This is a genomic window from Leucobacter sp. USCH14, assembly GCF_037619215.1.
GTDB lineage: Bacteria > Actinomycetota > Actinomycetes > Actinomycetales > Microbacteriaceae > Leucobacter.
Genome location: NZ_JAQPZP010000001.1, coordinates 434,106 through 460,645, shown reverse-complemented (window position 1 = coordinate 460,645; position 26,540 = coordinate 434,106). Strand labels below are relative to the sequence as shown.

At 68.8% G+C, this 26,540-nt stretch carries 23 protein-coding genes, 1 pseudogene and 1 riboswitch; of the genes and pseudogenes, 7 read left to right on the top strand and 17 right to left on the bottom strand.

The window, feature by feature from the left end; all coding sequences use genetic code 11:
- Positions 1 to 197 precede the first annotated feature (197 nt).
- From PQI23_RS02115 to PQI23_RS02100, 4 genes are all read right to left on the bottom strand, one after another.
- Entirely contained in the window at positions 198 to 551 is a 354-nt protein-coding gene (locus PQI23_RS02115; protein ID WP_339971079.1) for a hypothetical protein, read from the bottom strand.
- A 91-nt stretch (positions 552 to 642) separates the two neighbouring features.
- Positions 643 to 2,301 carry a bifunctional phosphoribosylaminoimidazolecarboxamide formyltransferase/IMP cyclohydrolase gene (gene purH, locus PQI23_RS02110; RefSeq protein WP_339971077.1) on the bottom strand — a complete coding sequence of 553 codons (1,659 nt, stop codon included), beginning with the start codon at positions 2,299 to 2,301 and terminating at the stop codon, positions 643 to 645.
- Between the two features lie 77 nt (positions 2,302 to 2,378).
- On the bottom strand, positions 2,379 to 2,984 hold the full coding sequence (purN, locus tag PQI23_RS02105) for a phosphoribosylglycinamide formyltransferase (protein WP_339971076.1): 606 nt from the start codon (positions 2,982 to 2,984) through the stop codon (positions 2,379 to 2,381).
- Between the two features lie 9 nt (positions 2,985 to 2,993).
- The gene (locus PQI23_RS02100; RefSeq protein WP_339971074.1) at positions 2,994 to 3,425 is read right to left on the bottom strand and encodes an OsmC family protein; all 432 of its coding nucleotides are present in this window, start codon (positions 3,423 to 3,425) and stop codon (positions 2,994 to 2,996) included.
- Between the two features lie 111 nt (positions 3,426 to 3,536).
- Here PQI23_RS02100 and PQI23_RS02095 point away from each other — a divergent pair, with 111 nt between their 5' ends.
- From PQI23_RS02095 to PQI23_RS02085, 3 genes are all read left to right on the top strand, one after another.
- Positions 3,537 to 4,292, top strand: coding sequence for a methionine ABC transporter ATP-binding protein (locus tag PQI23_RS02095; RefSeq protein ID WP_339971072.1), 756 nt, complete (start codon positions 3,537 to 3,539; stop codon positions 4,290 to 4,292).
- Complete coding sequence (locus tag PQI23_RS02090) at positions 4,289 to 4,969, top strand: methionine ABC transporter permease (protein ID WP_339971070.1); 681 nt, start codon at positions 4,289 to 4,291, stop codon at positions 4,967 to 4,969. Before PQI23_RS02095 ends, PQI23_RS02090 begins: the two co-directional genes overlap by 4 nt.
- Before the next feature lie 74 nt (positions 4,970 to 5,043).
- Complete coding sequence (locus tag PQI23_RS02085) at positions 5,044 to 5,865, top strand: MetQ/NlpA family ABC transporter substrate-binding protein (protein WP_339971068.1); 822 nt, start codon at positions 5,044 to 5,046, stop codon at positions 5,863 to 5,865.
- Here the strand turns inward: PQI23_RS02085 and PQI23_RS02080 are convergent.
- The 4 genes from PQI23_RS02080 to PQI23_RS02065 form a co-directional block, all read right to left on the bottom strand.
- Positions 5,826 to 6,428 (bottom strand): hypothetical protein, encoded by a 603-nt coding sequence (locus PQI23_RS02080; RefSeq protein ID WP_339971066.1) that lies wholly within the window; start codon positions 6,426 to 6,428, stop codon positions 5,826 to 5,828. The genes PQI23_RS02085 and PQI23_RS02080 overlap by 40 nt on opposite strands.
- Positions 6,428 to 8,008 carry an ABC transporter permease gene (locus PQI23_RS02075; protein WP_445238395.1) on the bottom strand — a complete coding sequence of 527 codons (1,581 nt, stop codon included), beginning with the start codon at positions 8,006 to 8,008 and terminating at the stop codon, positions 6,428 to 6,430. Before PQI23_RS02075 ends, PQI23_RS02080 begins: the two co-directional genes overlap by 1 nt.
- 119 nt (positions 8,009 to 8,127) lie before the next feature.
- Positions 8,128 to 9,225: a thiamine ABC transporter substrate-binding protein gene (locus PQI23_RS02070; protein ID WP_339971063.1), complete on the bottom strand. Its 1,098-nt coding sequence runs from the start codon at positions 9,223 to 9,225 to the stop codon at positions 8,128 to 8,130.
- Positions 9,219 to 9,327: riboswitch (TPP riboswitch) on the bottom strand. Its footprint overlaps the gene before it by 7 nt.
- Positions 9,328 to 9,333: 6 nt before the next feature.
- A complete protein-coding gene (locus tag PQI23_RS02065) occupies positions 9,334 to 11,091 on the bottom strand; it encodes a cell division protein PerM (RefSeq protein ID WP_339971061.1) in 1,758 nt (585 codons plus the stop codon).
- A 92-nt stretch (positions 11,092 to 11,183) separates the two neighbouring features.
- On the opposite strand from PQI23_RS02065, the pseudogene PQI23_RS02060 reads away from it, so the two are divergent.
- Positions 11,184 to 12,170: pseudogene (locus PQI23_RS02060) on the top strand (epimerase).
- Between the two features lie 80 nt (positions 12,171 to 12,250).
- On the opposite strand, the gene sucD reads toward PQI23_RS02060, so the two are convergent.
- The 4 genes from sucD to PQI23_RS02040 all read right to left on the bottom strand — a co-directional run bounded on the left by sucD (position 12,251) and on the right by PQI23_RS02040 (position 16,420).
- The gene (sucD, locus tag PQI23_RS02055) at positions 12,251 to 13,153 is read right to left on the bottom strand and encodes a succinate--CoA ligase subunit alpha (protein WP_339971059.1); all 903 of its coding nucleotides are present in this window, start codon (positions 13,151 to 13,153) and stop codon (positions 12,251 to 12,253) included.
- 30 nt (positions 13,154 to 13,183) lie between these two features.
- Positions 13,184 to 14,350, bottom strand: a complete 1,167-nt coding sequence (sucC, locus tag PQI23_RS02050) for an ADP-forming succinate--CoA ligase subunit beta (RefSeq protein ID WP_339971057.1) — start codon at positions 14,348 to 14,350, stop codon at positions 13,184 to 13,186.
- An 83-nt stretch (positions 14,351 to 14,433) separates the two neighbouring features.
- Positions 14,434 to 15,468, bottom strand: a complete 1,035-nt coding sequence (locus PQI23_RS02045) for a GGDEF domain-containing protein (protein WP_339971055.1) — start codon at positions 15,466 to 15,468, stop codon at positions 14,434 to 14,436.
- Complete coding sequence (locus PQI23_RS02040; protein ID WP_339971053.1) at positions 15,461 to 16,420, bottom strand: GGDEF domain-containing protein; 960 nt, start codon at positions 16,418 to 16,420, stop codon at positions 15,461 to 15,463. The genes PQI23_RS02045 and PQI23_RS02040 overlap by 8 nt, the downstream gene beginning before the upstream one ends.
- A 232-nt stretch (positions 16,421 to 16,652) precedes the next feature.
- On the opposite strand from PQI23_RS02040, the gene PQI23_RS02035 reads away from it, so the two are divergent.
- Complete coding sequence (locus tag PQI23_RS02035) at positions 16,653 to 17,282, top strand: TetR/AcrR family transcriptional regulator (protein ID WP_339971051.1); 630 nt, start codon at positions 16,653 to 16,655, stop codon at positions 17,280 to 17,282.
- Between the two features lie 28 nt (positions 17,283 to 17,310).
- Here the strand turns inward: PQI23_RS02035 and PQI23_RS02030 are convergent, their stop codons facing one another.
- Positions 17,311 to 19,878, bottom strand: a complete 2,568-nt coding sequence (locus PQI23_RS02030; RefSeq protein ID WP_339971049.1) for an ATP-dependent helicase — start codon at positions 19,876 to 19,878, stop codon at positions 17,311 to 17,313.
- Positions 19,879 to 19,968: 90 nt separating this feature from the next.
- Here PQI23_RS02030 and PQI23_RS02025 point away from each other — a divergent pair, with 90 nt between their 5' ends.
- Positions 19,969 to 20,985, top strand: coding sequence for an asparaginase domain-containing protein (locus tag PQI23_RS02025; RefSeq protein ID WP_339971047.1), 1,017 nt, complete (start codon positions 19,969 to 19,971; stop codon positions 20,983 to 20,985).
- A 23-nt stretch (positions 20,986 to 21,008) separates the two neighbouring features.
- Here the strand turns inward: PQI23_RS02025 and PQI23_RS02020 are convergent, their stop codons facing one another.
- Entirely contained in the window at positions 21,009 to 22,079 is a 1,071-nt protein-coding gene (locus tag PQI23_RS02020) for a glycerophosphodiester phosphodiesterase family protein (protein WP_339971045.1), read from the bottom strand.
- Positions 22,080 to 22,224: 145 nt separating this feature from the next.
- On the opposite strand from PQI23_RS02020, the gene PQI23_RS02015 reads away from it, so the two are divergent.
- Positions 22,225 to 23,052 (top strand): Bax inhibitor-1/YccA family protein, encoded by an 828-nt coding sequence (locus PQI23_RS02015; RefSeq protein ID WP_339971043.1) that lies wholly within the window; start codon positions 22,225 to 22,227, stop codon positions 23,050 to 23,052.
- A gap of 476 nt (positions 23,053 to 23,528) precedes the next feature.
- Here the strand turns inward: PQI23_RS02015 and guaA are convergent, their stop codons facing one another.
- The 3 genes from guaA to PQI23_RS02000 are packed head-to-tail and all read right to left on the bottom strand — an operon-like array spanning position 23,529 to position 26,535.
- Positions 23,529 to 25,112, bottom strand: a complete 1,584-nt coding sequence (gene guaA / locus PQI23_RS02010; RefSeq protein ID WP_339971143.1) for a glutamine-hydrolyzing GMP synthase — start codon at positions 25,110 to 25,112, stop codon at positions 23,529 to 23,531.
- Positions 25,113 to 25,120: 8 nt separating this feature from the next.
- Positions 25,121 to 25,630 carry a DUF3817 domain-containing protein gene (locus PQI23_RS02005; protein ID WP_339971041.1) on the bottom strand — a complete coding sequence of 170 codons (510 nt, stop codon included), beginning with the start codon at positions 25,628 to 25,630 and terminating at the stop codon, positions 25,121 to 25,123.
- A gap of 56 nt (positions 25,631 to 25,686) precedes the next feature.
- Positions 25,687 to 26,535, bottom strand: a complete 849-nt coding sequence (locus tag PQI23_RS02000; RefSeq protein ID WP_339971039.1) for an SURF1 family cytochrome oxidase biogenesis protein — start codon at positions 26,533 to 26,535, stop codon at positions 25,687 to 25,689.
- Positions 26,536 to 26,540 lie beyond the last annotated feature (5 nt).

Below are 26,540 nucleotides of genomic sequence, written 5' to 3'. Positions count from 1 at the left end.
CGCGCAGGGCCCGCACAGCGCTCACCCGATTCCCCGCCCCTCACCGTGCAGGGGATCCCGCACGACACAGGCCGACCCCGGGCCCCCGATCCGCACGATCTCGAATCCACTGCGCGACGGTGGCAGTCAAGGCCGCCGACACACGGCAAGACCCCCCGAGAGGCGCAGCCTCCCGGGGGGTCTTCGTTCGACGTCGATCAGTTCCAGAGCACGGCGAGCGCGACGTTCACGACCGACAGGCCGGCGATCGCGCCGAGGAACCCTCCCGGAACCGGCTGCTTCTTGCGACCGACCAGCACGATCGCGATCAGTACGAGCAGTACGACGAGCTTCACGCCGATCTTGGCGTTATTCGGCTGACCGCCGGTCGCGTAGACCATGCCGACGAGCAGCAGCCCGGTCGCGAGCAGCAACCAGGCTCCGTGCAGGATGCCCGGGGTGATCCGAGCACGCGCTTCCTTCACCGCCGACAGCTGGGCGAGCGTGCTGCCGAACACCGCGCCGAAGCCGACGAGATGCAGAACGATGAGAATTCCCTTGACGATTTCCACGCCTCGATTCTCCCGGCGCGAGCGCTGCCCCGCAACGAAGGCGAGGCTTGCTCACACCAGATGAATGGGCGAAGAACCGCAGGTCAGGCGCTCAGTGGAAGAAGTGACGCTCACCGGTGAAGTACATGGTCACGCCGGCCGCCCGAGCCGCCTCGACGACCTCGGGGTCGCGCACCGACCCGCCGGGCTGCACGACCGCGCGCACACCGGCATCGAGCAGCACCTGGAGGCCGTCGGCGAACGGGAAGAAGGCGTCGGATGCGGCGACCGACCCGCGCGCGCGATTCCCCGCCCGCTCGACCGCGAGGCGGCACGAGTCGACGCGGTTGACCTGGCCCATCCCGACGCCGACGGATGCCCCGCCGCTCGCGAGCAGAATGGCGTTCGACTTCACCGCACGGCTCGCCCGCCATGCGAACTCGAGGTCGGCGAGCGTCTCGGCGTCGGCGGGCTCGCCGGTCGCGAGCGTCCACTCTGCGGCGGGCGCGAAGAACCGGTCCGAGTCCTGCAGCAGGAAGCCGCCGGAGACCTGGCGCAGTTCGACCGGGTTCGGCGTGTAATCGGCGGGCAGCACGAGCAGTCGCACGTTCTTCTTCTGCGTGAGCACCGCAAGCGCGTCGGGCTCGAACCCGGGGGCGACGATCACCTCGGTGAAGATCTCGGCGACGGTCTCAGCCATAGCCTTCGTGACGGTGCGGTTCGCCGCGATGACGCCGCCGAACGCGGAGACCGGGTCGCACGCGTGGGCGAGCTCGTGCGCCGCCGCGATGGGATCGATCGCGCTCTCGGGAGCCACGGCGATGCCGCACGGGTTCGCGTGCTTGATGATGGCGACGGCGGGTCGTTCGTGATCGAACGCCGCGCGAAGCGCCGCATCTGCGTCGACGTAGTTGTTGTACGACATCTCCTTGCCGTGCAGCTGCGTCGCCTGCGCGATGCCCGAACCCTCGTTCTCGGTGAAGAGCGCGGCCCGCTGGTGGCTGTTCTCCCCGTACCGCAGCACGGATTCGCGAAGCCCGAAGACCTCGTATCCGACGTACCCCTCGGTGGTTTCGAAGACGCTGTCGATCGACGCTTCGCTCGCATCGGCTTCGGCGACGGGCGCGTCACCCCAGTCGGCGTCCTCCTGCTCCAGGAACCAGTTCGCCACCGCGGCGTCGTACTGCGCGGTGTGCACGAACGCCTCGGTCGCGAGCGAACGGCGCTGCGCGAGCGTCGTTCCACCGGACCGGACCGCCTCGATGACCTCGTCGTACCGCGCCGGCGACACGACGATCGCCGCGTTGGCGTGGTTCTTCGCGCTCGCGCGCACCATCGCCGGGCCGCCGATGTCGACGTTCTCGATGATGTCGGGCGCCGGCTTGCCCGAAGCGACCGTCTCTTCGAACGGATACAGATTCACGACCACGAGTTCGAACGGAGCGAAGCCGAGCGCGTCGAGCTGCGCTCGGTGATCCGCGAGACGCAGGTCGGCGAGCAGCCCCGAGTGCACGGCGGGATGCAGGGTCTTCACACGTCCGTCGAGCGCTTCGGCGAACCCGGTGACGTCCGCGACATCGGTGACGGCGTGGCCCGCATCACGGATCGTGGCAGCCGTCGATCCGGTGGAGACGATCTCCGCACCGCTCTCCGCGAGCGCCGCGGCGAGATCGAGCAAGCGGGTCTTGTCGCTCACCGAGATGAGTGCGCGCCGGACGGGAACGACATCGCGATGCTCGTAGAGGCTGGGGTCGTGGCTCTGGACTGCCATGCGGCGAGGCTCCTTAGGTCGGTGTTCGCTGGCTGGGAAGGGTTCGGCGACTGATGGCGAGCGGGGCGAGGGCAGGATCACCGCGACTCGGGCAGCTCGAGCTCTCCGAGTGCGATCTCTCGCACCGTCTGCACGAGCAGCGGGCGTTCGAGCTGCTTGATGCGCTCGTGCAGCTCCGCCTCGGTCTCGCCGGGCACCACGTCGACGGCCGCCTGGCGCAGCACCGGGCCGGTATCGACGCCCTCGTCGATGACGTGCACGGTCACGCCGGTGCGCGCGGCACCCGCGGCGAGCGCGTCGCGAACGGCGTGGGCTCCCGGGAAGGCGGGCAGAAGCGCGGGGTGCGTGTTGATGAGGCGCGGGCCGAACTTGCGCACGAAGCCCGGCGGCAGGATCCGCATGAGGCCCGCGCTCAGCACGAGACCGGGCTCCGGCCCGGTTCCCACGTGGTGCTCCTCGATGGCGGCGGCGAGCACTTCGCCCCATTCCTCCCGCGACTCCGAGTCGCGGGGCCGCACGACGAACGTCGGAATGCCCGCAGCTCGCGCGTACTCGAGCCCGGGCGCATCCGTATCGGATCCGACGCACGCGATCCGAGCGGGAAAATCGGGCTCCGCCGCCGCGTCGATCAGCGCTTTGAGGTTGCTGCCGCCACCGGAGATGAGAACCGCGATTTTCAGCACTGCATCAGTTTACGCGACCGCGGTCACCCGCACCGCCGACCGCCCGCTGAGCATTCGCGAGACCGGGCACCGCTCGTGCGCCGCGGCGGCGAGCGCGTGCGCCTCCTCGAGTGGCACGCCGACGAACCGCAGCTCCGCACGGCCGGCGAACTCGAACCCTCCCTCGGCTCTCGCGTGCAACGAGATCTCGGATCTGGCCTCCACGTCGACCCCCGGACCGGCCACGACGCGCGCTGCGGCGTTCAGGCACGTCACCCATGACAGGGCGAGCAGCTCTTCGGGGTTCGTCGTCTCCGCCCGATCAGGGGAGGTCGGCGACGCGACCGCGACGCGCAGTCCGCCGCCCTCCACGAAACTCTCCCCGTCGATTCCCTCCGTGTTGATGGCGACGGCGGTGAACAGGGGCTCGGAAGCCGGGTGCGGTGCGGGGGGCTGAGACATGCTGCTCCTCGGTGTGCGTTCGACGTGCTCGACTTGCGGAGCAGAGCTCCACGACATATCTTAGACCCAGTCTAAGTAATCGAGCAGGAACGTGATCAGAGGCAATCCTTCATGAGCGACGCACCCGAATCCGCGGCAGTGATCTTCGAGCGGGTCGCGCGACGCTTCGAACGGGGCGAGCACGCCGTCGACGCGCTTTCGGACGTCAGCCTCGAGATCCCTCGCGGCTCGATCTTCGGCGTGCTCGGCGAGAGCGGGGCCGGCAAGTCGACGCTGCTGCGCCTGATGAACGGCCTCGACCATCCGACGAGCGGGCGCGTGCTCGTCAGCGGTATCGATCTCGCTGCACTCGGGTCGCGCGAGCTTCGCGCGATGCGGCACCGGATCGGCGTCGTGTTCCAGCACTTCAACCTCGTCGGCAACCTCACGGTGCGCGCGAATATCGCCCTCCCGTTGCGGTTGCAGCACCGGCGCGACTCCGAACGCGTCGCCGCGATGATGGAGTTCGTCGGGCTCTCAGCCCTCTCGAGCCGGTTTCCCGCCCAGCTCTCCGGCGGTCAGCAGCAGCGGGTCGCGATCGCGCGCGCACTGGTCACCGATCCCGAGCTCCTGCTCTGCGACGAGCCGACCTCGGCGCTCGACACGCACACGACCGCCGAGATCCTCGACCTGCTGCAGGCGACACGCGCCGAGTTCGGCACGACCGTCGCGCTGGTCACGCACGAGCTCGACGCGGTCAGGGCGGTGTGCGACTCCGCCGCGGTGTTCGAGCGCGGACGCCTCCTCGACGTCGTCGGGGTTCCGCGAACTGCGCAGCACCGAGAGCCCCGGTACATCGACCACGTGCGTTCGAGGCTCGCGTCGTGACGATCTGGAACGAACTGGGACGGGTCTTCGGCGAGCACGGCGCCGAGATCGCCCGCGCGATGGGCGAGACGGGCTACATGGTGCTCGCCTCGATCGTCGTCGCCGTGCTGTTCGGCACGCCGCTCGGCGTGGTCATCTATCTCACCCGAGCGGGTGGCGTGATGCCCCGACGAGCGATCTGGACGGCGGCGAACGCCTACGTCACGATCGTGCGATCATTCCCCTTCCTGCTCTTCGTCGTGTTCATGATTCCCGTGACCCGTCTGGTGTTCGACACGAGCTTCGGCACCGTCGCAGCGACCTTCCCGCTCGGGTTCGTCGCCGTCGCGATCTATGCGCGCCTGACCGAGCAGATCCTGCTCGAGCTGCCGAACGGGCTGCTGCAGGCTGCAGAGTCCATGGGCGCCAGCATTCCCCAGACCGTGTTCCGGTTCCTGCTCGTCGAGGGGCGATCCGGGCTCGTCTACGCCCTGACCTCGGCGACCATCAGCTTCGTCTCCTACTCCACCGTGCTCGGCGTGGTCGGTGGCGGAGGCATCGGAGACTTCGCGATGCGCTACGGATACCACCAGTACGACTTCACCCTCATGTACGTCACGATCGCGCTCATCGTCGCCTGCGTCATGCTGCTGCAGAGTCTCGGCACACGCGTATCGCGCGCGATCGATCACCGGTAGACGACCACCGTGATCCTCGTCTTCCTCCGCTCTCCATCCCCGAAGCCCGCACCACTCGACAGAAAGCACCTCCCATGCGCCAGCGCCTCATGATCACCGCCACCGCCGCAACCGTCGCCCTCCTCGCGCTCGCCGGATGCGCGTCGGGCCAGAGCTCCGGAACCGGCGGCAGCGCCGACTCGGAAGCGCCTCAGACACTCAGAGTCGCAGCGACCACGACCCCGATGACGGATGTCGTCGAGGCGGCCGCCGAAGCCATCGAAGCGCCCTACGAGATCGAACTCGTCGAGGTCGCGGACTACGTCCAGCCCAACTCGATGCTGCAGCACGGGGAACTCGACGCGAACTTCGTGCAGCACCCTCCCTTCATGGAGGAGTTCAACGCGGGCAATGACGCGTCCCTCGTCGTCATCGAACCCGTCTACCTCACCGTCGTCGGCATGTACTCCAGCAAGCACGCGAGCCTGGACGATGTGCCGGAGGGCGGGCGCATCGTGATCCCGCAAGACGCGTCGAACGCCGCTCGCGCCCTGCAGATGGTGGCGGAATCCGGGCTCATCGAGCTCGACGAAGGCACCGACACCTGGTCGGTCACGGTCGACGACATCGCGGAGAACCCGAAGAATCTCGACTTCGTCGAGGTCGACATCATGCAGCTCTCCGCGGCGTACCCGGAGGCCGACGCGGTGTTCCTCCACGGCACGTTCGCCCGCCAGCTCGGGCTCACACCCGACGATGACGCGATCGCCGTCGAGCAGGACCCGCAGTTCGCAGTCTCGCTCGTGTCGCGCGAGGACAACGCCGACTCCCCCGAGGTCGCCGCGCTCGCGGAGGCGTTCCACAGCGATGAGGTGCGTCAGGCGCTCGAAGACGCCGAAGTACCGGCAGCGTTCTGACCTCTCCCCGACAGCGGCTCCCCGAGTGCGAACGCGCCATCGGCGAGCTCCCAGGGGCGGTGCCGCGCGTACAGCTCGTCCTCCTGAGCGGCCCAGCGGTCCCAGTGCGGTGCGTACACCTCGCCATCCCGCGCGAGCGCTCTCCGCTTCCGCACTTCGGCATCGACCTGCAGCCACACACTGCGGACACGGGACGCATCGCCGGTCACCCGCCGCGCCCAGTCACGCGCGGCGGTGAGATTCGCGGCCGTGATCGCTCCGCAGCCCTCGATCAGGAGCGGAGCACGACCCTCGATGCGCTCATGCGCGCCGAACGATTCGGCGATCCAGTCGTAGACCCGATACCCGCCCCTCTGCAGTGCTGCGGCGAGCGCCTCGGAGCCCTCCGCCAGTCCGTCCCACCCCGGGTACAGCGCCTCGACGTGCAGCACCTGCGCGGGGCGACGGGCGGCCGCGCACGCTGCTGCGACGCGATCGGCGAGGTGCGTCTTGCCCGACCCGGAGCGTCCGTCGATGAGCAGTACGTCGCAGTTCGCGAGCAGCTCGATGTCCGCGCTCCGCATCAGAACTCCCGCGCCCCATCGGTGCGCCACCGCTCCGCGAGCAGCATGATCCCGGCCGTCACGACCCCGAGAACGACGGCACCCGCGAGCCCCGCACCGTAGCTTCCGGGCGCCTGGTGACCGATGAGCGCGGCGACGGCGACGGGAAGGGTCTGCTCACCCGGTCGCACCAGAAACGCGGTCGCCCCGAACTCGCCGAGGGACGCGGCACCGGCGAACCCCAGTGCGAGCCCGGCCGAGCGACCGAGGAGCGGAAGGTCGATGGTGCGCAGCATGGCGAACGGGCCGGCGCCGAGTGACGATGCCGCATCGCGGAGTTCCGGCGCGATTCCCCGCAGCACCGGCAGCAGCGTGCGCACCACGAGCGGAAGCGCGACGAGGGCCTGGGCGATCGGGATCAGGGCGGTCGACGTGCGCAGGTCGAAGCCGATGCCGAGCGGACGATGCATGGTGAGGAGCAGGCCGAAGCCGAGTGTGACAGCCGACACTCCGAGCGGCAGCATCACGAGCGCGTCGAAGGCATCGATCCCTCTGCGCAGCGCGCGCACCCGCGGGCGCCGCGAGAGCACGAGCGCGAGCAGCATGCCGAGCACGATGGCGATGAGGGCCGCGAAGACGGCGATGCGAAGCGACGCGACGATGGCCTCGATCACCGTGCCGTCGATCGGCAGCCCCTCCGGCGGGTCGGCGAGCGCAGCGTAGTTCGCCAGTGTCCACGCACCGTCCCGATCCCTGAACGACCGGACCACCAGCGCCCCGAGCGGGAGGGCGTGAAGCAGCACCACGGTCGCTCCGAACAGCATCAGCACCGGTACGTCGAATCGCCTCGGGCGCTCGCCGCGGCCGCGCTCCTCCCGCAGCAGCACCGCGCGCTCGCCGGCTCGCCGAAGCCGGGCCGACACGACCAGCGCCAGCGCGACGATCGCGAACTGCGCGATCGACAGCACGGCGGCGCTGCGGAGATCGAGGAACTGCACGGTGAGGCGGTAGATCTCGGTCTCCACATTCGCGAACGCGGTACCGCCGAGGATGAGCACGATGCCGAACGACGTCGAGCAGAAGAGGAAGACCAGGGCGGCAGCCGACGCGATCGCCGGGCCGAGAGCGGGAAGCGTCACGGTGCACCAGGCCCTCGCGCGCGAAGCGCCGAGTACTCGGGCGGCCTGCTCGGACGTGTCGTCGAGGCGCGACCAGAACCCGCCGACCGTGCGCGCCACGACTCCGACGTTCGGGAACGCGAGCGCGAGCACCACGGCCGCGAAGCTCTGGTCCAGTCCCCACGATTCCAGCGGTCCACCTGCACCCAGCAGCGCCGAGAACGCGACGCCGACGACGACCGAGGGCAGCACGAAGGGCACGGTGAGCACCCCCTGCAGCACCGTTCTCCCCGGGAAGTCGAGGCGATACAGCGCATACGCCGCGGGAATGCCGAGCAGGAGCGAGAGCACCGTCGCGAGCCCGGCCTGCGCGAACGTCTGGCCGATGACCCGCCAGGTGCGCTCGGCTCCGAACACCTCGGGCACGCCGCTCGGGTCGAACGCCCCGTCGTCGAGGAACCCGGTCGCGATCAGCGAGAGCACTGGCCACACGAAGAACAGTGCGAGGAACGCGAGCGGAAGCGCAGCCCCCAGCGTCCATGCCGCTACGCCCCACGGGCCGAGTGCGGCACGTGGGGCGCAGCGGCCGATCCGGCGAATGGTTACAGCCCGATCTGCTCGCTCAGCACCTTGAGCCAGTTCTCGCGGCCCGCCTCGATCTCCCTCGATCCGAGGTCGTGCGTCTGCCCGGCTGCCGGTGACGGCGCGAACTCCGACCACGCCTCGGGGAGCTCGACCGACTCGTCGACCGGGTTCATGAACATCGCGTCGGGGATCGTCTGCTGGAACTCGTTCGAGACGAGATAGTCAACGACGGCGCGGGCGCCCGCCTCGTTCTCGGCGCCCTGCAGCACACCCGCGTACTCGACCTGCCGCGTGCAGGTGTCGAGCAGGGCAGCGGTGCTCGACGCGGTGCCCGCATCGTCGACCGTGAAGGCCGGGGACGAGGCGTAGGAGACGACGATCGGCTTCGTGCCGTTCTCGCCGCCCTGAGTGAACTGGCCGTAATACGCATCGCTCCACCCCTGCTCGATGCGCGCGCCGTTGTCGACCAGGCGCTGCCAGTAGTCCGCGAAGCCGTCCTCGCCGAACTCGGAAACGGTGCCGACGAGGAACGAGGCCCCCGTCGACGAAGCGGTCGGGTCGAGCAGCACGGTGAGGTCACGGTATTCGGGCTTCGTCAGGTCGTCGTACGTCGTCGGCGCCTCGAGCTGCTGGTCGGCGAACCAGGCGGTGTCGATGTTGATGCACGTCGCCCCGTGATCCACTGGGACGAGCCCGGAATCAGGATCGCCGTCGACCGCGAACTGCTCCGCGTTCTCGGGCATGTTCTCGGGCACGTGGTCGACTACCACGTCGTTCTCGATCAGGCGCGAGGCGAAGATGTTGTCGACTCCGAAGAAGGCATCGGCGATCGGCGCGCCCTTCGTGAGCACGAGCTTGTTCGTCAACTCGCCGCCGTCCCCCGCGGAGACCACCTGCACGTCGAAACCGGTCGCGGCGCTGGCGGCGGCCGCGAACTCCTCGTTCGGGAACGAGTCGTGCACGGCGAGCGTCACGGTGCCGCCGCCGGCTTCGCCTTCGGTCGCGTCATCGGCGCCGGTCGCGCAACCCGTCAGTCCGAGACCGAGCACGACGGCGGCGGCGGTCGTGGTGAGTGCGGCACGTCGCACTCGTCGGGATGTGAGCATAGGCATCATCGATGCGTCCTTCCTCCGCTGGCATGAACCAGATCAGGTGAACGGTCGGAGCTCGCGTGCTCCCTCTCAGCCCCGCGCGTCGGGACTCCCGTGGATTGCTCTCTTACCCTAGTGCCCGCGCCCGGGCCAGCGCCAACCGGGCCGACGACCCGCATCCGGCTGCTCCTCCGACTCCGCGCCCGGTGCCGAATCGGCATCCCACGCGTACGCCTGCAGCAGGGCCGCCTCGTCCGTCGATGCATCCGCCCCTGCGACGGGGGCCGGCTGCTCCGTTCGGCCAAGCGACTCGCCGGCTTCGCCGAGCTGCCGATCCTCCTCAGCCAGTTCCTCAGTCGTGAACGAGCCCGTCTCGAACGACTGTGTCTCGAGCGATTCCGTATCGTACGACTCCGTCTCGCGATCCTCTGCCGTCTCGCGATTCGCCGCCGTCTCGCCATCCGCCGCCGTCACCGCGCTGAACGCCGACTGCGCGGCAGCAGCACGCTCGTTCGCCAACTCGAGCGCTTCGTCGACGGCAGATTCGAAGTCGACATCCTCCTGCAGGGCGGGCGAGGCCTCCGGTGCCTGCACGGCCGCAGCCGACGCACGAGAGCGGCTCAGCAGTCCGCCTCCGGGCACCGCGTCGGGCAGCGCTGCTCGAACCTTCGCAGCGTCGAATCGGCCGAGGATCACGCCGACCAGCAGGCCCGCACCCACCTCGAGCGCGACGACGCCGCCCGTGATCCACGGGTCGGGTCCGTTCACGGCGAGGCGATCCGGCCCCATCGATCCGCGCGCCAGGGCGCTGACGCCCGCGATACCGAGCCCGGTCAACGCCGCGGCCAGTACGGTGATCACCACGGCCGCCGGCCACGACGCACGTCGAACACCCGGGCGCCTCGCGAAGAGCACCCCCAGCGCGAGTGCGGCGACGATGAGCATCCCCGGCGCGAACGCACCGCGCTCGCCCCAGGCCTCCGGCAGTGCTCCGAGCAGTGGCAACGCCGGAAGCGGGCCGAGCAGCGTCTCGAACGGGGTCACCGAGCTTCCCGCCCCGATCGCGAACCCGGTGCCCGCCATCCAGGCAACGCTCCAGACGATCGCCAGCGGTACGAGCGCGAGTTGTGCGAGGAACAGCGTCAGCGATCCGATGGGATCGAGTTGCAGGCTCTGTGCGAGCGCTGTCACGTCGGCGTAGCCCGTCGCCACGGCGATGGCGAAGGTGAGCGCGGAGATGCCGAAGACGAGCGCGAGCGCCGCCCCCGCGAGGCGGAACATCTCGGCCGCCCGGCTCGGCAGCGCGGCGCCGGATCGCACTCCGAGATACTCGAGGCCGCGCAGGGCCCGTCGCACACTCGCCTCCCACCACGGGTGCCCGTCGCGCCCAGCGCGCACGAGGAACGCAGCTGCGGAGGAGACGCCGTACACCGCTGCCGCGCTGAGTGCGGCCTGCATCGCCGTCCACTCGATCAGCGGCGCGGCGAAGGCGGCGGCGCCGAGAGCCACCGCCCCGAAACCGACGAGGCCGCCGACTACACCCATCGCACCGACGCCGCCGCGCCCGGCGAAGCGCCATCCCGCCCTCAGGGCGAGCAGCACCGAGATCAGGGTGATGCCGAGCGGGGCGAGCGACAGCGAGAAGCTGAGCGCCTCGGGCGCGAGCCCCATGCCGAGGGCGGCCTCCGCTGAAACCGAGAACTGCAGGGGCACGAAGTGCGCCAGCAGCCACACGCCGGTCGCCCCGGCCGCGACCGAGGCGGGCTCGGCTGACAGGCCGAACGTGATCACCCAGATCAGTACGGCCGGAACCGCGACGACGGCGAGCCCGGCGAGCGCCACGGCGACCGCCTCGATTGCGGCGATCACCGCAGTCACCAAGGATCTCATTGCCAGAATCCTACTCCGCAGCGCGCTCGAATCTCCTGACTGCGATGTCGTAGGGTGAGGGATTGCACGCCCATCGAACAGGGAAGGCCCTCATGCCGCACTCGCCGCACCTCAGCCCCGATGCATCACCGGGCCGCGTGGTCATCACCGGGGCGAGCGGCTTCACGGGCCGCCATCTCGCACACCGGTATCGCGAAGCGGGGCGAGACGTCGTGACGATCGGCCGATCCGGATCTCAGCTGGGGTGGGACGACATCGATGCACTGCGCGAGGCGGTCGACGGCGCGTCGCTCGTCGTCGGTCTCGCGGGCAGGAGCGTGAACTGCCGATACACCGCCGCGAATCGCGCCGCGATCATGCGATCCCGCACGGCGACGACCGAGCGCCTCTCGCAGGCCATCGCTGCGTCGCGAACACCTCCCCCGCTCTGGGTGAACGCATCGACGGCGACGATCTATCGGCACGCCGACGACCGACCGATGACGGAGGCGGACGGCGAGATCGGGTCGGGCTTCTCGGTCGACGTCGCACGCGCGTGGGAGGACGCCCTGTTCCGCGACGACCTGCCGCGAACGCGCCGCGTGGCGCTCCGCACCGCCATCGTGATCGGCGACGGCGGCGTGCTGCCGACCATCCGTGCCCTCGCGAGAATCGGCCTGGGAGGCGCGCAGCTCGACGGGCGCTGGCCCCTGGGCCGAACGCGCAGACGAGCGGGCACCGGGCATCGGTTCGCAACCCGCGGCGGCTCGCAGAGGTTCAGCTGAATCCATATCGATGACGCAGCTCGAGCGATCGACTTTCTGGAGGAGCACGCTGAACTCGACGGGGCCGTGAACCTCAGCGCACCGAATCCGGTCGACAACCGCGCCTTCATGCGCACGGTGCGCCGCGTGCTCGGCACTCCGATCGGGCCGCCGCTGCCGAGATGGGTGCAGGAGATCGGGGCGATGGCGATCCGCACCGAGACGGAGCTCGTGCTCAAGAGCCGATGGGTGCTCCCGGAGCGTCTGGAGCAGGCGGGCTTCGTCTTCGAATACCCCGAACTGGAGCTCGCGCTCCGCGACGCCTACGCGAAGTAGTCCTCCCCGATCAGCGCGAAACGCCGACGGGGCGGCCTCCCGAAGGAGACCGCCCCGTCGAACCGGGATCGCCTGCGTGCCTACAGCGCGTTGAACGCCTCGCGCAGCAGGTTCGCGGTTTCGGTGGGGGTCTTGCCGACCTTGACGCCTGCGGCTTCGAGGGCCTCCTTCTTCGCCTGAGCGGTTCCCGCCGAGCCCGAGACGATGGCGCCTGCGTGGCCCATGGTCTTCCCCTCGGGAGCGGTGAAGCCCGCGACGTACCCGACGACCGGCTTGGTCACATTCGCCTTGATGTACTCCGCGGCGCGCTCCTCGGCGTCGCCGCCGATCTCGCCGATCATCACGATCGCGCGGGTCTCGGGGTCCGCCTCGAACGCGGCGAGCGCGTCGATGTGCGTCGTGCCGATGACGGGGTCGCCGCCGATACCGATCGCGGTCGAGAAGCCGAGATCACGCAGTTCGTACATCATCTGGTACGTCAGGGTGCCCGACTTCGAGACGAGGCCGATCGGCCCCTTGCCCGTGATCGTCGCGGGCGTGATGCCGGCGAGAGCCTCGCCCGGCGTGATGATGCCGGGGCAGTTCGGGCCGATGATGCGGGTCTCGTTGCCCGTCGCCTGCGCGTGCGCCCAGAGCTCGGCCGAGTCCTTCACGGGAACGCCCTCGGTGATGATGACGAGCAGTCCGATGCGCGCATCGATGGCCTCGATCGCGGCGTCCTTCGTGAAGGCCGGCGGCACGAATGCGACCGAGACGTTCGCACCCGTTGCCTCCATCGCCTCGGCGACCGAGGCGAAGACGGGCAGCTCGACGCTGTTGCCGTCGGCGTCGACGTGCGAGACGGTCGTGCCGGCCTTGCGGGCGTTCACACCGCCGACGACGTTCGTGCCCGCCGCGAGCATGCGCGCGGTGTGCTTGGTGCCCTCGCCGCCGGTGATGCCCTGGACGATGACCTTGGAATCCTGGTTCAGGAAGATCGACATGGTGGTTCTCCTACAGTCTTTCGTCTCGGATCAGCGGGCGTTCGCGAGTTCGGCGGCCTTGTCGGCGCCCTCGTCCATCGTGGCGGCCTGCGTCACGAGCGGATGCGCCGCCTCGTTGAGAATCGCGCGTCCCTCCTCGACGTTGTTGCCGTCGAGACGCACCACGAGCGGCTTGTTCGCCGCGTCGCCGAGCTTCTCGAGCGCCCCCACGATGCCGTTGGCGACGGCGTCGCAGGCGGTGATGCCGCCGAAGACGTTGACGAAGACCGACTTGACCTGCGGGTCGCCGAGGATCACGTCGAGTCCGGCCGCCATCACCTCGGCTGAGGCACCGCCGCCGATGTCGAGGAAGTTCGCGGGCTTGACGCCGCCGTGGTTCTCGCCCGCGTACGCGACGACGTCGAGCGTCGACATCACGAGACCCGCGCCGTTGCCGATGACGCCGACCTCGCCGTCGAGCTTCACGTAGTTCAGATCCTGCGCCTTGGCCTTCGCCTCGAGCGGATCCTCAGCCGACTTGTCCGCGAGCTCCGCGTGCTGCGGCTGGCGGAAGTCGGCGTTCTCGTCGAGGGAGACCTTGCCGTCGAGCGCGATGACGTCGCCCGCACCGGTGAGCACGAGCGGGTTCACCTCGACGAGCGTCGCGTCCTCCCCGACGTACACGTCGTACAGCTTCTGGAAGACGGGCACCACCTTCGAGACGAGCTCCTCGGGGAACTTCGCGGCGCGGGCGATCTCCTCGGCCTTGGCGGCGTCGATGCCCACGAGCGGGTCGACTGCGACGCGAGCGAGCGCCTCGGGCTTCTCCACTGCGAGCTGCTCGATCTCGACGCCGCCCTCCACCGAGGCCAGCGACAGGTACGAGCGGTTGGCACGATCGAGGAGCACGGAGAAGTAGAACTCCTGCGCGATGTCGGCTCCCGCGGCCACCATGACCCGCTCGACGACGTGACCCTTGATGTCGAGTCCGAGGATCGACTGCGCTGCCTCGAAGGCCTCGTCGGGCGACTTCGCGACCTTGACACCGCCGGCCTTTCCGCGGCCTCCGGTCTTCACCTGCGCCTTCACGACGACCACGCCGCCGAGCTTCTCGGCAGCCGCGCGCACCTCCTCGGGGGTGTCGGCGACGATGCCGGCCAGTACCGGCACCTCGTATCGTTCGAATAGATCTCGTGCCTGGTACTCGTACAGATCCACGTACTGTCCTTCGCTTGGGAGTCGGGGTGATCCGAGGCAGAAAAATGTCTCGATGTCGAGGTAACTCGACCGGGTTCAGCCTATCACCGCGCGATGGGCGAACCCCGACCGGTCTCGGGCTTGGCGCGATAGAGGGCGGCGTCGGCTCGGGCGAGTACGGCGTCGAGCGTCTCCCCCGCATGCGCCGTTGCGATCCCCCACGACCAGGAGAAGGCCGAGGACGCGCGAAGCCGGTGCAGCCGCTCGTCGATCGATGCCGCATCGCCGCGGAAGACGAGGGCGAACTCGTCCCCTCCCAGCCGCGCGACGAGCCCGCCCTGCCGACCATTCGTGCCGCGACGCTCGACGAGTTCATGCCACGCGTCCACACTCGCCGAGAGCGCGGCATCGCCCGCGATATGGCCGCCGGCGTCGTTCACGCCCTTGAAATCGTCGAAGTCGAGCATCGCAACAGTGACGGTCTCGCCCTGCCGCGCCGCTCGCCGGCGCACGACTCCGGCGAGCTCCTGCAATCCTCTCCGGTTCAGCGCACCGGTCAGAGAATCCACGCACGCCTCCCTGCGCAGGTGCCGCTGCACCGTGCGGGCTCCCTCGAAGCAGAACAGAGCGACGAGGATCGCGTAGCCCACCATCATCCGAGGGTCCGCAACACCGTCTCCGAGGTCCGGATTGAAGTGCAGCACGAGGAGCAGCCGCACGATCCCCAAGGCGATGAGCACCCGGCCCAGCACCGCCGGATAGAACCACCCGATGTACAGCGCGATGAGCGGCAGCTCGAGAAGCGCATTGATCTCAGCGTGAACGTGAATCGACGCGAGGAGGAAATAGGTCGCCAGCGCCTCGATCCCGGTGAACACCACCAGCCCGGCCCAGCGCGGGTAGCGATGCCCGAGTGCGAGCGGCAGCACAGTGGCGATGCTGTACAGCGTCAGCCACAGGGAGACGGCGGCCCGGTTCAGATGCTGATGCGGGAGGAGGAGGTCGAAGAGGAATACGGTGGCCAGCAGCAGCGGAACCGCTGCGCTCGTGTAGGAGAACGGGGTCTGTCGGCGGGTGAAGCCGTCCCAGGCAGCGCGCGCGGCGCTCACCGCGCCCCTGGCACCGCGACGCTCACGCATGATCGGCCTGCTGCTTCGATCGCTTCTGCTCGTACAGCGCTGCGTCGGCACGGCGCAGGATCGAGGCGACATCGTCGCCGGCCGTGAACTCGCTCGCGCCCCACGACCACGGATAGGGCGAAGACAACAGCAGGCGTTCGGCGATGGCATTCGCCTCTGCGAGTTCGGTGTCGGGGAGCAGGATCGCGAACTCATCGCCGCCCAGACGCCCGACGACGTCCCCGCTGCGAAGCTCGTCGCGCCATGCGGCCACGGTCGTCTCCAACGCGTGGTCGCCGGCTGCGTGGCCGCGCGAGTCGTTGATCTGCTTGAAGTCGTCGAAGTCGATCGCGAGCAGGCTGAGCGGCATTCGGGCGCGTCGCACCCTGCCCGCTGTCCGTTCCTCGAAGGGTCCGCGGTGCAGGGCGCCTGTCAGGGAATCGGTGGATTCCACGCGTTTCGCTCGACGCCAGAGATAGTTGCCGGCGACGTAGCAGAACAGCAGGCTCAGCAGTCCGTGCACCGCGACCGGGGCGCCGATCGCACCCTCCGCGTAGAAGAGCGGATTGGTGAACGTCACCGCGCCGAACACCGCGATGCTCAATGCGATGAGCGGGCCCGCGAGACGCGGACGGACGAACCAGCCCAGGTAGAAGGCGACGATCGGAAGCTGCTGCATCGCAGAGACGACCGTCCGCGAATCGTTCGGGAGGCTCAAGAAGTACGCCTGGGATGCGAGGAAGATGAGTACGGCGACGATGCCGATCCACCTGGGAATCCGTCGTCCCATGATGAGCGCCGTCGCGGCTCCGCTCACGGTGATGGTGAGAAGCACCCAGATGAACCATCGATGCTCCATGTACTCGTGGAACACGAGGTCGATGATGAGGGTGAGCGACATGAGCGCGGCCGCGAACGTGACGTACCACGAGTGCGGGTCGTGTCTCTGGAGCAGCGCGGTCGCCGAAGGCATCCCCCACCCCTTCCGATATCGTGTGCGTCCCCGATGTCCCCGACAACTCGGATACAGGCTACACATCCGAGTGGCCGAAAGATACGCCGAGAAGCTTCGTCCGTCCTGCGCAGATGAACGGTGCGCACCATCCGTTCTCCCAGCGATGAAGAATACACTCGATCGCGCTGCGAGCCGCCGCCCTCCCGCTCCGGGGCAGGTGCACGAGTCGGCGCAGTGGGAAAGAAGTCACGTGAGCATTACCGAGGAGACCCGCCCCGAAGGCCTGAGGGCGCGAAAGCGCCGGCGCACCGAGAACGCCATCGAATCGTCCGCGGTCAGCCTCGCGCTGGAGCTCGGCGTGGAGCACGTCACGGTCGATGCGATCTGCGAACGTGCCGACATCTCCCGCAGCACGTTCTTCAACTACTTCCCCTCTCGCGACGACGCCATCGTCGGGCGGGCCATCGAGATTCCCGACGGTGAGGCCGCCTTCTCGGTGCTCGACTGCACGCCCGACGACCTTGCGCTCGGACTCTTCCGACTGCTGTTCGCCGCGATCGGCCACCGCAGCGTGAATGCGGACATCGCTCGTGATCGGATGCGCCTCGTCGCCGAGCAGTACGAGGCCGGGCGACTGATGATGATCTCGATTCTGGAGTCGGGGCACCAGCTCGGCGCCGTCGCGACCGCGTGGCTGCGCGCGAACCCCGAGCACGCGAAACTCGATTCGCCGGAACGGGAGTCGGCACTGGCGCTCGCCCTGGTGCACGGCGCCATGACGGCGCAGATGGCCGAGTGGTCTTCGGAGAGCGGGGATGTGAGCGCAGACGAGTCCGACTTCCTGCGCATCGCCGCTGATTTCCGTCGGCTGCTCGCCTGAGTCCGTCCCCGCGACGCTCCGCAGATCGTTACGGTTCGAGCTTCTCGATCGGCGCGAGCTTCACCAGGAGCTTGCGCTCCCCCACCGAATCGAAGACGACGTGGGCGATGCGCTTGGTGCCGACCCCTGAGATCCCGGTGACCCTGCCGTCGCCGTACTCGTCGTGACGAATCCGGTCGCCCGTTGCGAGCTCGAGGTCGCCGTTGTCGCGCACGGATCCCCCGACGAGGTTCGGGAATCCTCCGCCGGAGGCCTGCGCCTCCTTCGCGAGGCGCTTGCGCTCGCGCCACTTGTCGAGCGCGGACTGCATGTTCCCGCTCGCCGGCTCGCTCACCGCGGCAGATCCTGATCCGCCCCCTCCCGAGAACGAGACCGCAGAGTCGCTGCGCGTTCGCGACCAGGATCCGCCGCCACCGCTGGTACGGGGAGCGTTCAGCGCACGGGAGGCCGTGCCGCCGCGACCGGTGACCTCTCCGGGGCTCTGCCGCCAGTCGATGTGCCCCTCCGGAATCTCCTGGAGGAATCGGGACGGCATCGCGACCGAGACATCGCCGAAGGTCGCGCGCGTCGAGGCGAGTGTCAGATACAGGCGCTCGCGCGCTCGCGTGATGCCGACGTACATCAGTCGACGTTCCTCGCTGATGCCGCCGATCTCGTCGACCGACATCTGGTGCGGCAGGAGGCCCTCTTCGACGCCCGTGATGAAAACGGCCTTGAACTCGAGGCCCTTCGCGGTGTGCATGGTCATGAGCGAGACGGTGCCGCTCATATCGTCGAGGTCATCCGCCGCGGCGACGAGGCTCACCTCGGTCAGGAACGCGAGCAGACCGGCGCCCGGTTGCTTCACGTCGAACTCGCGCGCTACCGCGAGGAGCTCCTCGAGATTCTCGGCGCGAGCGTCGTCCTGCGGATCGCGCTTGGCTCGGAGCTTCTCGATCATGTCGGTCTCGTCGAGCACCAGCTTCATCACATCGGCGACGGGGGCGGGTACCGCGTCTTCGCCCACGACATCCGTCGCGCCCCCGCCGACGGCCATGCGGGATGCGCGCGCGAGCATCTCTCCCAGCGCGCGCACCGTCGCGCGAATCTTGGGGCCGATCGCAGTGACCTCTTCGGCCCGCAGCATCGCGTCGTGGAACGAGATGCCCTGGGCCTCCTGGAAGTTGGCGAGGTGCGCCTCGGCCATCGCCCCGACTCCGCGCTTCGGCGCCCCGAGGAGCCGCGACCAGGCGATCGGATCGTAGGGGTTCGCGATGCTCGTGAGGTACGCCATCGCGTCCTTCACCTCGGCGCGCTCGTAGAACTTCGTGCCGCCGAGCACGCGATACGGGATGGCCGATCGGATGAGCAGCTCCTCCAGCGCGCGCGTCTGGGAGTTGGTTCGGTAGAAGACGGCGATCTCGCTGTACGCGACGCCCGCGCGATGCAGGTCCTCGACCTCCTCCGCGACGAAGCGGGCCTCGTCGTGCTGCGAGTACCCGGTGAACCCGACGATGCGCTCACCGTCGCCCTCCGAGGTCCAGAGGTGCTTCTCCTGGCGATCGAAGTTGTTGCCGATCACGGCGTTCGCCGCGGAGAGGATGTTCTGCGTCGAGCGGTAGTTCTGCTCCAGCTTCACGACCTCGGCGCCCGCGAAATCCCGCTCGAACTCGACGATATTGCGGATGTCGGCTCCGCGGAACGCGTAGATCGACTGATCGGAGTCGCCCACGACGGTGAGGCTCGCCGGGGGGATGCGCCCGGCGGCGTCGAGCTCGTTCGCGCGCGCCGGAGGCACGAGACGGTCGACCTCTTCCGGTTCGACCGGCCGGGTGAGTTCGCGGATCAGCGAGTACTGCGCGTGATTCGTGTCTTGATACTCGTCGACCAAGATATGACGGAACCGCCGCTGATAGATGGCCGCGACGTCGGGGTGCGCGCGGAAGAGGTGCACGGTCTGCCCGATGAGGTCGTCGAAGTCGAAGGCGTTCGCCCGTTTGAGCTCCTGCTCGTACATTCTGAAGATCTCGACGAACAGCCGCTCCCTCGGATCATTCTCGTTGATCGTGGCGGCGTGCGTGGCCGCATCGACGAGTTCGTTCTTGAGCTTCGAGATCTTCGCGCCCGAGTTCGCCGGGGTGAACCCGTAGGTGTCGGCGTCGAGCTCCTTGATGATGCGCTTCAACAGTGCCCGCGAGTCTGCGGAGTCGTAGATCGTGAAGCCCGAGACGTACCCGAAGCGCTCGGCCTCGCGACGCAGAATGCGCACGCACGCCGAGTGGAAGGTGGAGATCCACATGCCCTGCGATGCATCGCCGAGCAGCCCCTCGATACGCTCCCGCATCTCGGCAGCGGCTTTGTTCGTGAACGTGATGGCGAGGATCTGGCTCGGCCATGCCTCGCGCTCGCGGATGAGATGGGCGATGCGGTGCGTCAGTACGCGGGTCTTGCCCGACCCCGCGCCGGCGACGATCAGGAGGGCGGGCCCGCGAGTGGTCACCGCGCGAGACTGCGCCGGGTTGAGACCGTCGACCAGCGGATCGCCGGCCGCGCCGTTCGCGCCGGTTCCGCCGCTGATCGGAAGCCCTGAAGGGTCGAGAAGTTCGAAGTCGCTCATCGTGCGTTCAGTCTACGAGGCGCCTCCGACATCGACACTGGTGGCGCCCCGCGTACGGCCGTCGCTCCCGCATCCCGCAGAATAGAAGTCATGTCATCCTCCGCCACTCGGCGCCCCTCCGTGCTCGTCTTCGCCACCGGAGGAACGATCGGCATGCGCCGCACGGAGAGCGGCCTGGCTCCCGATCCAGAGTTCCCCGAGATCCTCGAAGCCCTCGTCGCCCGCATCTGCGCCCCGCTGGGCGTCGAGGCGCGCGTTAACCACCTCTCCCCCGCGATCGACAGCGCCAACGCCGACGCTGAGACCGCCCCGAAGATCGCTCGCGCCGTGCGCGCCCGGGTGCGCACCCAGCGCCCGCGCGGCGTCGTCATCACGCACGGCACCGACACCCTCGCGTACACCGCGGCCCGGCTCGCGTTCGAACTCGGCGACCTCGGCGTGCCCGTGGTCGTCACCGGGAGCCAGCTCGCGCACGGAGAGGCGGGCACCGACGCGATCGGCAACCTCACGCTCGCGATCCGCGCGGCGGTGAAGGCCGCCCCCGGATCACCGGCCGCGATCGCCTTCGGCGGAGAGCTGCTTCCGGCCGTGCGCGCGACCAAGCACGACAGTGTCGCACTCGCGGCGTTCCGGGCGGAACTCGCCCTCGCACCGAACAGCATCGGCGTCCCCGCGGCGCCGTCCGCCGCGGAGGACTCGACGCCGTCCGCACCGGCGCGGGTACTCGCGTTCCGCTTCGTTCCGGCCGTGACGTCCGATGACCTGCGCGCCTCGGTCGGCGGGCGCCCGCAGGGCCTCGTGCTCGAGTGCTACGGCAGCGGCAACGGCCCGATGGCGCGCCCGGGCATGCTCGGCACGCTCCGCGAGCTGTGCACTGCGTTGCCGGTGGTCGCCGTGACCCAGTGCGCGACCGGAGGAGTGGACCTGAGCCGGTACGCGGTCGGCAGAGAACTCGCCGCCGCGGGGGTCATCGACGGCGGCGACATGACGCTCGAAGCAGCCGCCGGCAAGCTCGGCTTTCTGCTCGACCGTCGTCACAACCCCGAAGAGCTCCGCTCGCTCATGCTGCAGAACCTCGTGGGGGAACGGGCGATCTCACCGGCGTGAGCCCTGCCTCGCCCACGACGCCGTCAGTCGGCTGAGCGGGCGCCGGCATCGACACCCTCGCCACCCCGAATCACGACGCCCAGATCCGGATGGTCGACGAACACGCCGTCCACGCCCGTACCCGCGATCATCATGAATTCCGAGCGCCAGTCCCCCCATCGCGCGAGATCCGACGTCTCCCGTTCTTCTGAGGGCGCGGGGCTCTGGAACGCCGCATTCAGAAAGCGATTCTCCGGGCGCAACGTCCACGTGAACACCCGCAGGCCCTGCGCATGCGCTCGCTCCACCAGGTCGGTGTGCCCGATCGCCCGCCCCAGCGCGTCCACCTCCAGCACGTCGGCTTTCGCCACGCTGACGCCGTCGACGCGGGTTGCGAGAAACGCGAGACCCTCGTCGCTGCGGTACCAGGCGTAGCTGCGCGCCGGGGCGCCGTCGACGGGTTCATCCGCAGGCGAGCCGAAGCTCTCGGCGAGGAAGACGAGGTCGGCCCGAACCCCGGCCTCGCGCAGACGGTCGAGCACGCCCAGCTCGAACGACTCGATTACCAGACGATCGGGGCGATCGGCCCAACCGCACGCGGTGAGCTCGGCCTGCAGCGTCGCAGCGAGATCGATCCCGCGATCCTCGGCGAATCGCGCGTGCTTCACCTCGACGACCACCCCGATGTCGCGTCCCAGCGCCGCACTCTGCTCATCGACGATCGCGAGCACGTCGCTCAGGCGCAGGATCCCCTCCGCCCCGTCGAACTCCACGTTGGCGGGTCGAAGACGCGGAAGCCGCTCGCGGCTGCCGAGTGCGGCGAGCTCGTCCCAGGTGAAGTCCTCGGTGAACCACCCCGTCAGCTGCTCGCCGTCGACCGTCTTCGTCGTGCGGCGCTCCGCGAACTCCGGGTGCTCGGCGACATCCGTCGTTCCCGAGATCTCGTTCTCGTGCCGCACGACGAGCACGCCGTCACGGGTCACGACGACGTCTGGTTCGACGAGGTCGACGCCCATCTCGCAGGCGAGCCGGTATGCCGACGCCGTGTGCTCGGGGCGGTACCCCGATGCTCCGCGATGGCCGATGACGAGCGGGCGGCGTTCGAGGCGGACCATGCACTCAGCCTAGGCCAGGCGACCGTTTCGCGGTCGATGAAACTGGGATGTACGGGGATGAACGGGGTCCAGAAGTCACAGCCGATCCGAAGCGCGTGCTCGATACACTGAATCAGACCCATACGCCTGGAAAGGATCCCGACGCATGAGCAACCCGGCTCTCAGCAACAATCCCGCACTCAACGGCAAGACGCTCAGCGCGGATGAGCTGCGCCGCATCTACGAGCAGCCCGCCGCACAGACGCAGCGCCCGGGCGTCGACACCCCGGCGTCGGAAGCATCGTACGGGGGCATCCAGCACCCTCCGGTCGCCCCCTCCGACAAGCCCATGACGTACGAGAACACGATCTCGAAGACGATCCTCCTCTTCGTCATCGTGCTCGCCTTCGGCGCCGTCGGCTGGTTCATGCCGGTCCTCGCCCTTCCCGCGGCCATCGGCGGCCTCGTGCTCGGTCTCGTCAACGCATTCAAGAAGCAGCCGAGCGTGCCGCTCATCGTGCTGTACGCAGTGTTCCAGGGTGTGTTCCTCGGCGGAATCTCCGGCATCTTCGAGTCGCAGTGGTCGGGCATCGTCTCGCAGGCGATCATCGGCACCCTGGCCGTGTTCGCAACGGTCCTGATCCTGTTCCGCAGCGGCAAGGTGCGCACCAGCCCGAAGCTGAACAAGATCTTCATGGTCGCGATCTTCGGCTACCTCGCCTTCTCGCTCGTGAACTTCGTCCTGATGCTCACCGGCGTGAACCAGGATCCCTGGGGTCTGCGCAGCGGCTGGCTCGGACTGGCGATCGGCGCCCTCGCGGTGCTGCTCGCGGCCTACTCCCTGGTGATGGACTTCGAGCTCATCCAGAACGGCGTCCAGAACCGCGTCCCTGAAAAGTGGGCGTGGTCGGCGGCATTCGGCCTCATGGTCACGCTGATCTGGCTCTACGTCGAGATCCTCCGCATCCTGGCCATCCTGCGCGGCAGCGACTGACAGGCAGTGCACGTAGACGGGCTCGGCGCTTCGGCGCCGGGCCCGTTCGTCATGTACAGCGCTGCTCAGCGCCTTCCAGCCTTCGCTCCCGAGCACTTTCAGGCACTCTCCCTCTCCGGCACCCGCGAAAGCGCACTTTGTGCGCACGCGAGAGAGCATTCGGTGCCGAACTGCGCTCTCGCGCCCCTGCCGGGCCCTCGATGCGCCCGCCGCGACCGCAGCTGGCGATCGCGAGCCGCTCTGCACCCGCCGACGCTCGCGGCAGTAACGGAACAGCCCGGCCGAAGCCGGGCTGTTCCTACGATCGCAAGCGATCCGACCGAGGCCGAGACGGCCTCGGAGCAGGCTACGAACGGTCAGAAATGACCGTTCGCTTCACGCCTACTCCCACTCGATCGCTGCGCGATCGAGTGTCACACTGAGCCGATGCGCTCGCGGCAGTAACAGAACAGCCCGGCCTAAGCCGGGCTGTTCCGCTACTCCCACTCGATCGTCCCGGGCGGCTTCGACGTGACGTCGAGCACGACGCGGTTGACCTCCGGGACCTGGTTCGTGATGCGGTTCGAGATGCGCGCGAGCACGTCGTAGGGCACGCGCGTCCAGTCCGCGGTCATGGCGTCCTCCGACGAGACCGGGCGCAGCACGATCGGGTGCCCGTAGGTGCGACCGTCGCCCTGCACGCCCACCGAGCGCACATCGGCGAGGAGCACGACGGGGCACTGCCAGATCGTGTTGTCGAGCCCCGCGATCGTGAGTTCCTCACGAGCGATCGCGTCGGCCTCGCGGAGCACCTCGAGACGCTCGCGCGTCACCTCGCCGACGATGCGGATTCCGAGGCCGGGCCCGGGGAACGGCTGGCGCCCGACGATCGCCTCGGGGATGCCGAGCTCGCGCCCGATCGCGCGGACCTCATCCTTGAAGAGGGCGCGGAGCGGCTCGATCAGTTCGAAGTCGAGATCCTCGGGAAGACCGCCGACGTTGTGATGCGACTTGATGTTCGCGGTGCCCGATCCCCCGCCCGACTCGACGACATCGGGGTAGAGCGTTCCCTGCACGAGGAACTTGATCGGCTCGCCCTCGGCCTTCGCCTCGGCGACGAGATCGAGCTGCACCTGCTCGAACGCCCGGATGAACTCGCGGCCGATGATCTTGCGCTTCTGCTCGGGGTCCGTCACTCCCGCGAGATGCCCGAGGAAGGTGTCAGCGGCTTCGACCGTCACGAGTCGCACGCCCGTCGATTCGACGTAGTCCTTCTCGACCTGCTCCCGCTCCCCCTTGCGCAGCAGCCCGTGGTCGACGAACACGGCGGTGAGCTGGTCGCCGATCGCCTCGTGCACGAGCGCCGTCGAGACGGCCGAGTCGACTCCTCCGGAGAGCGCGGAGATGACGCGCGCGTTGCCGACCTGCTCGCGGATGCGAGCAACCTGCTCGGCGATGACGTTGCCCGCGTTCCAGTCGGGGGCGATGCCCGCGACATGATGCAGGAAGTTCTCGAGAATCTGCTGCCCGTGATCGGAGTGCTTCACCTCGGGGTGCCACTGCACGCCGTAGAGTCGGCGTTCGGCCGAACCGAAGGCCGCCACCGGGGTGACGGCCGTCTTCGCGAGCACCTCGAACCCGTCGGGCGCCGCCTGAACCGCGTCGCCGTGGCTCATCCACACGTTCTGCGCCGCCGGCTGGCCGCTGAGGATCGCGCCTCCGTCGCCCACGAGCTCGGCGTTCGTCGCGCCGTACTCGCGGTCTCCGGTGTTGCCGACGGTGCCGCCGAGCGCACGAGCCATCACCTGGAATCCGTAGCAGATGCCGAGCACGGGGATGCCCAGGTCGAAGACGCTCGCGTCGAACGCGGGTGCGCCCTCCTCGTACACCGACGAGGGCCCTCCGGAGAGCACGATGCCGAGGGGATTTCGCGCTTCGACCTCGGCTGCGGTGATGGTGTGGGGCACGAGCTCGGAGTACACTCCGGCCTCGCGCACGCGCCGCGCGATGAGCTGGGCGTACTGAGCGCCGAAATCGACTACGAGTACCGGTCGGTGATCCGTTTCCGGCTGTTCTGACAGTGTCGCCATTATTGCTTCAGGGAGCCTTTCGAAGTCGTCGCGGACGATGCCGCGGAGGGAGAGGTCGAGGTGTCGGACGCGGGCGCGCCTTCGCGGGCGTCGAGGAAGCCGTTGACCTCGCGCACGATGCGGGCTTCGAGGAAGAACGACATGAAGGGGATCACTCCACCCAGCGCGATGAGCAGGAACTTGAGGAAGCCCCAGCGCATCGGGCTCCACAGCAGGAAGTCGGAGACCAGGTAGACGACGTAGAACCAGCCGTGCGCGATCAGGATCGCCTTGAACAGATCGAATCCGCTCGCCTGGAAGTCCGATTCGAGGCCCTCGGGCGCGAGCTCGTAGAAGTGCGCGAAGCCGTCCTCGGTGAAGAGGAACAGCTGCACGTTGAATGCGTACTTCATCACCATGACCGCGCACAGCATCAGCAGCATGACGCCCGTGATCACCGAGGTCACCTTGTAGAAGCTCAGGGCTTTGCGAATGCGCGGGTAGTCGGCGGGCTTGGGCTGCAGCTGCATGGTGTCCATTCTACGGCGGGCGGACGACACCCATGACCCGGGCGTCGCAGAGGGAGTCAGGCTTCGGTCTCCGCTTGGAGCAGCAGCATCTCGTGCTCCTTCTCCCACGCGTCTCGCGCGAGGCGGTACCAGAAGAAGATGGCGAAGCCGCCGAACACGAGCCACTCGAGCGCGTAGAAGACGTTCAACCAGTTCACGGCATCGGCGGGCAGCGGCGCCACCGAATCGATCGGATCGAGCGACGCGGCGTCGAGCAGGGCGGCGGATCCCGAGTCGTCGTGGAGCACGAGATACCCGGAGTAGACCGGCCCGTCCACTGCGCTCCAGACGTTCGCGAGGGCTGCGGGCACCATCGCGTGCATCGTCTGCGGATCCTCATCGGCGTCGGGCACGCGCGGCCCCTCCGGCGGCATGTACCTGCCGGTGAGTTCACGGGATTCCGCCGTGACGCGATCGGCCGTGAGCGCATCGATGGCGCGCTCGGCCTCCGAGACGGACGGCGCCCACCCGAGGGCGACGGCGAGGTGCGCACCCGGCTCGGCGTCAGGCCCCTCGGTCACGAGGTTCCCGACGACCCACGCCCCGGTGGCGCCCCCGTTCTCCCGCGGCGACACGACGTCGAAGTCGTCGGCGACGAAGCCGCCGCCGAGGCGCACCACGACGCCGGCGCCCGCATCGGTGACGCCCTGCTCGAACGAGGTCACGCTCGCCAGCGACCGCTCCGACTCAGTGTCCACCTGCTCCTGCTGCTGCGATTGCACGGCGATTCCCGCCTGCCACTGCGCGAGCGCGGCGAAGGCGACGGCGATGCCGAGCGCCAGCAGCAGGGCGAGGATCCAGCTCGGTCGCCGCATCACCTGGGCGAGCGTCGGCTCGCCCAGGTACTCCACCTTGCGCTGGGCCATCGTTC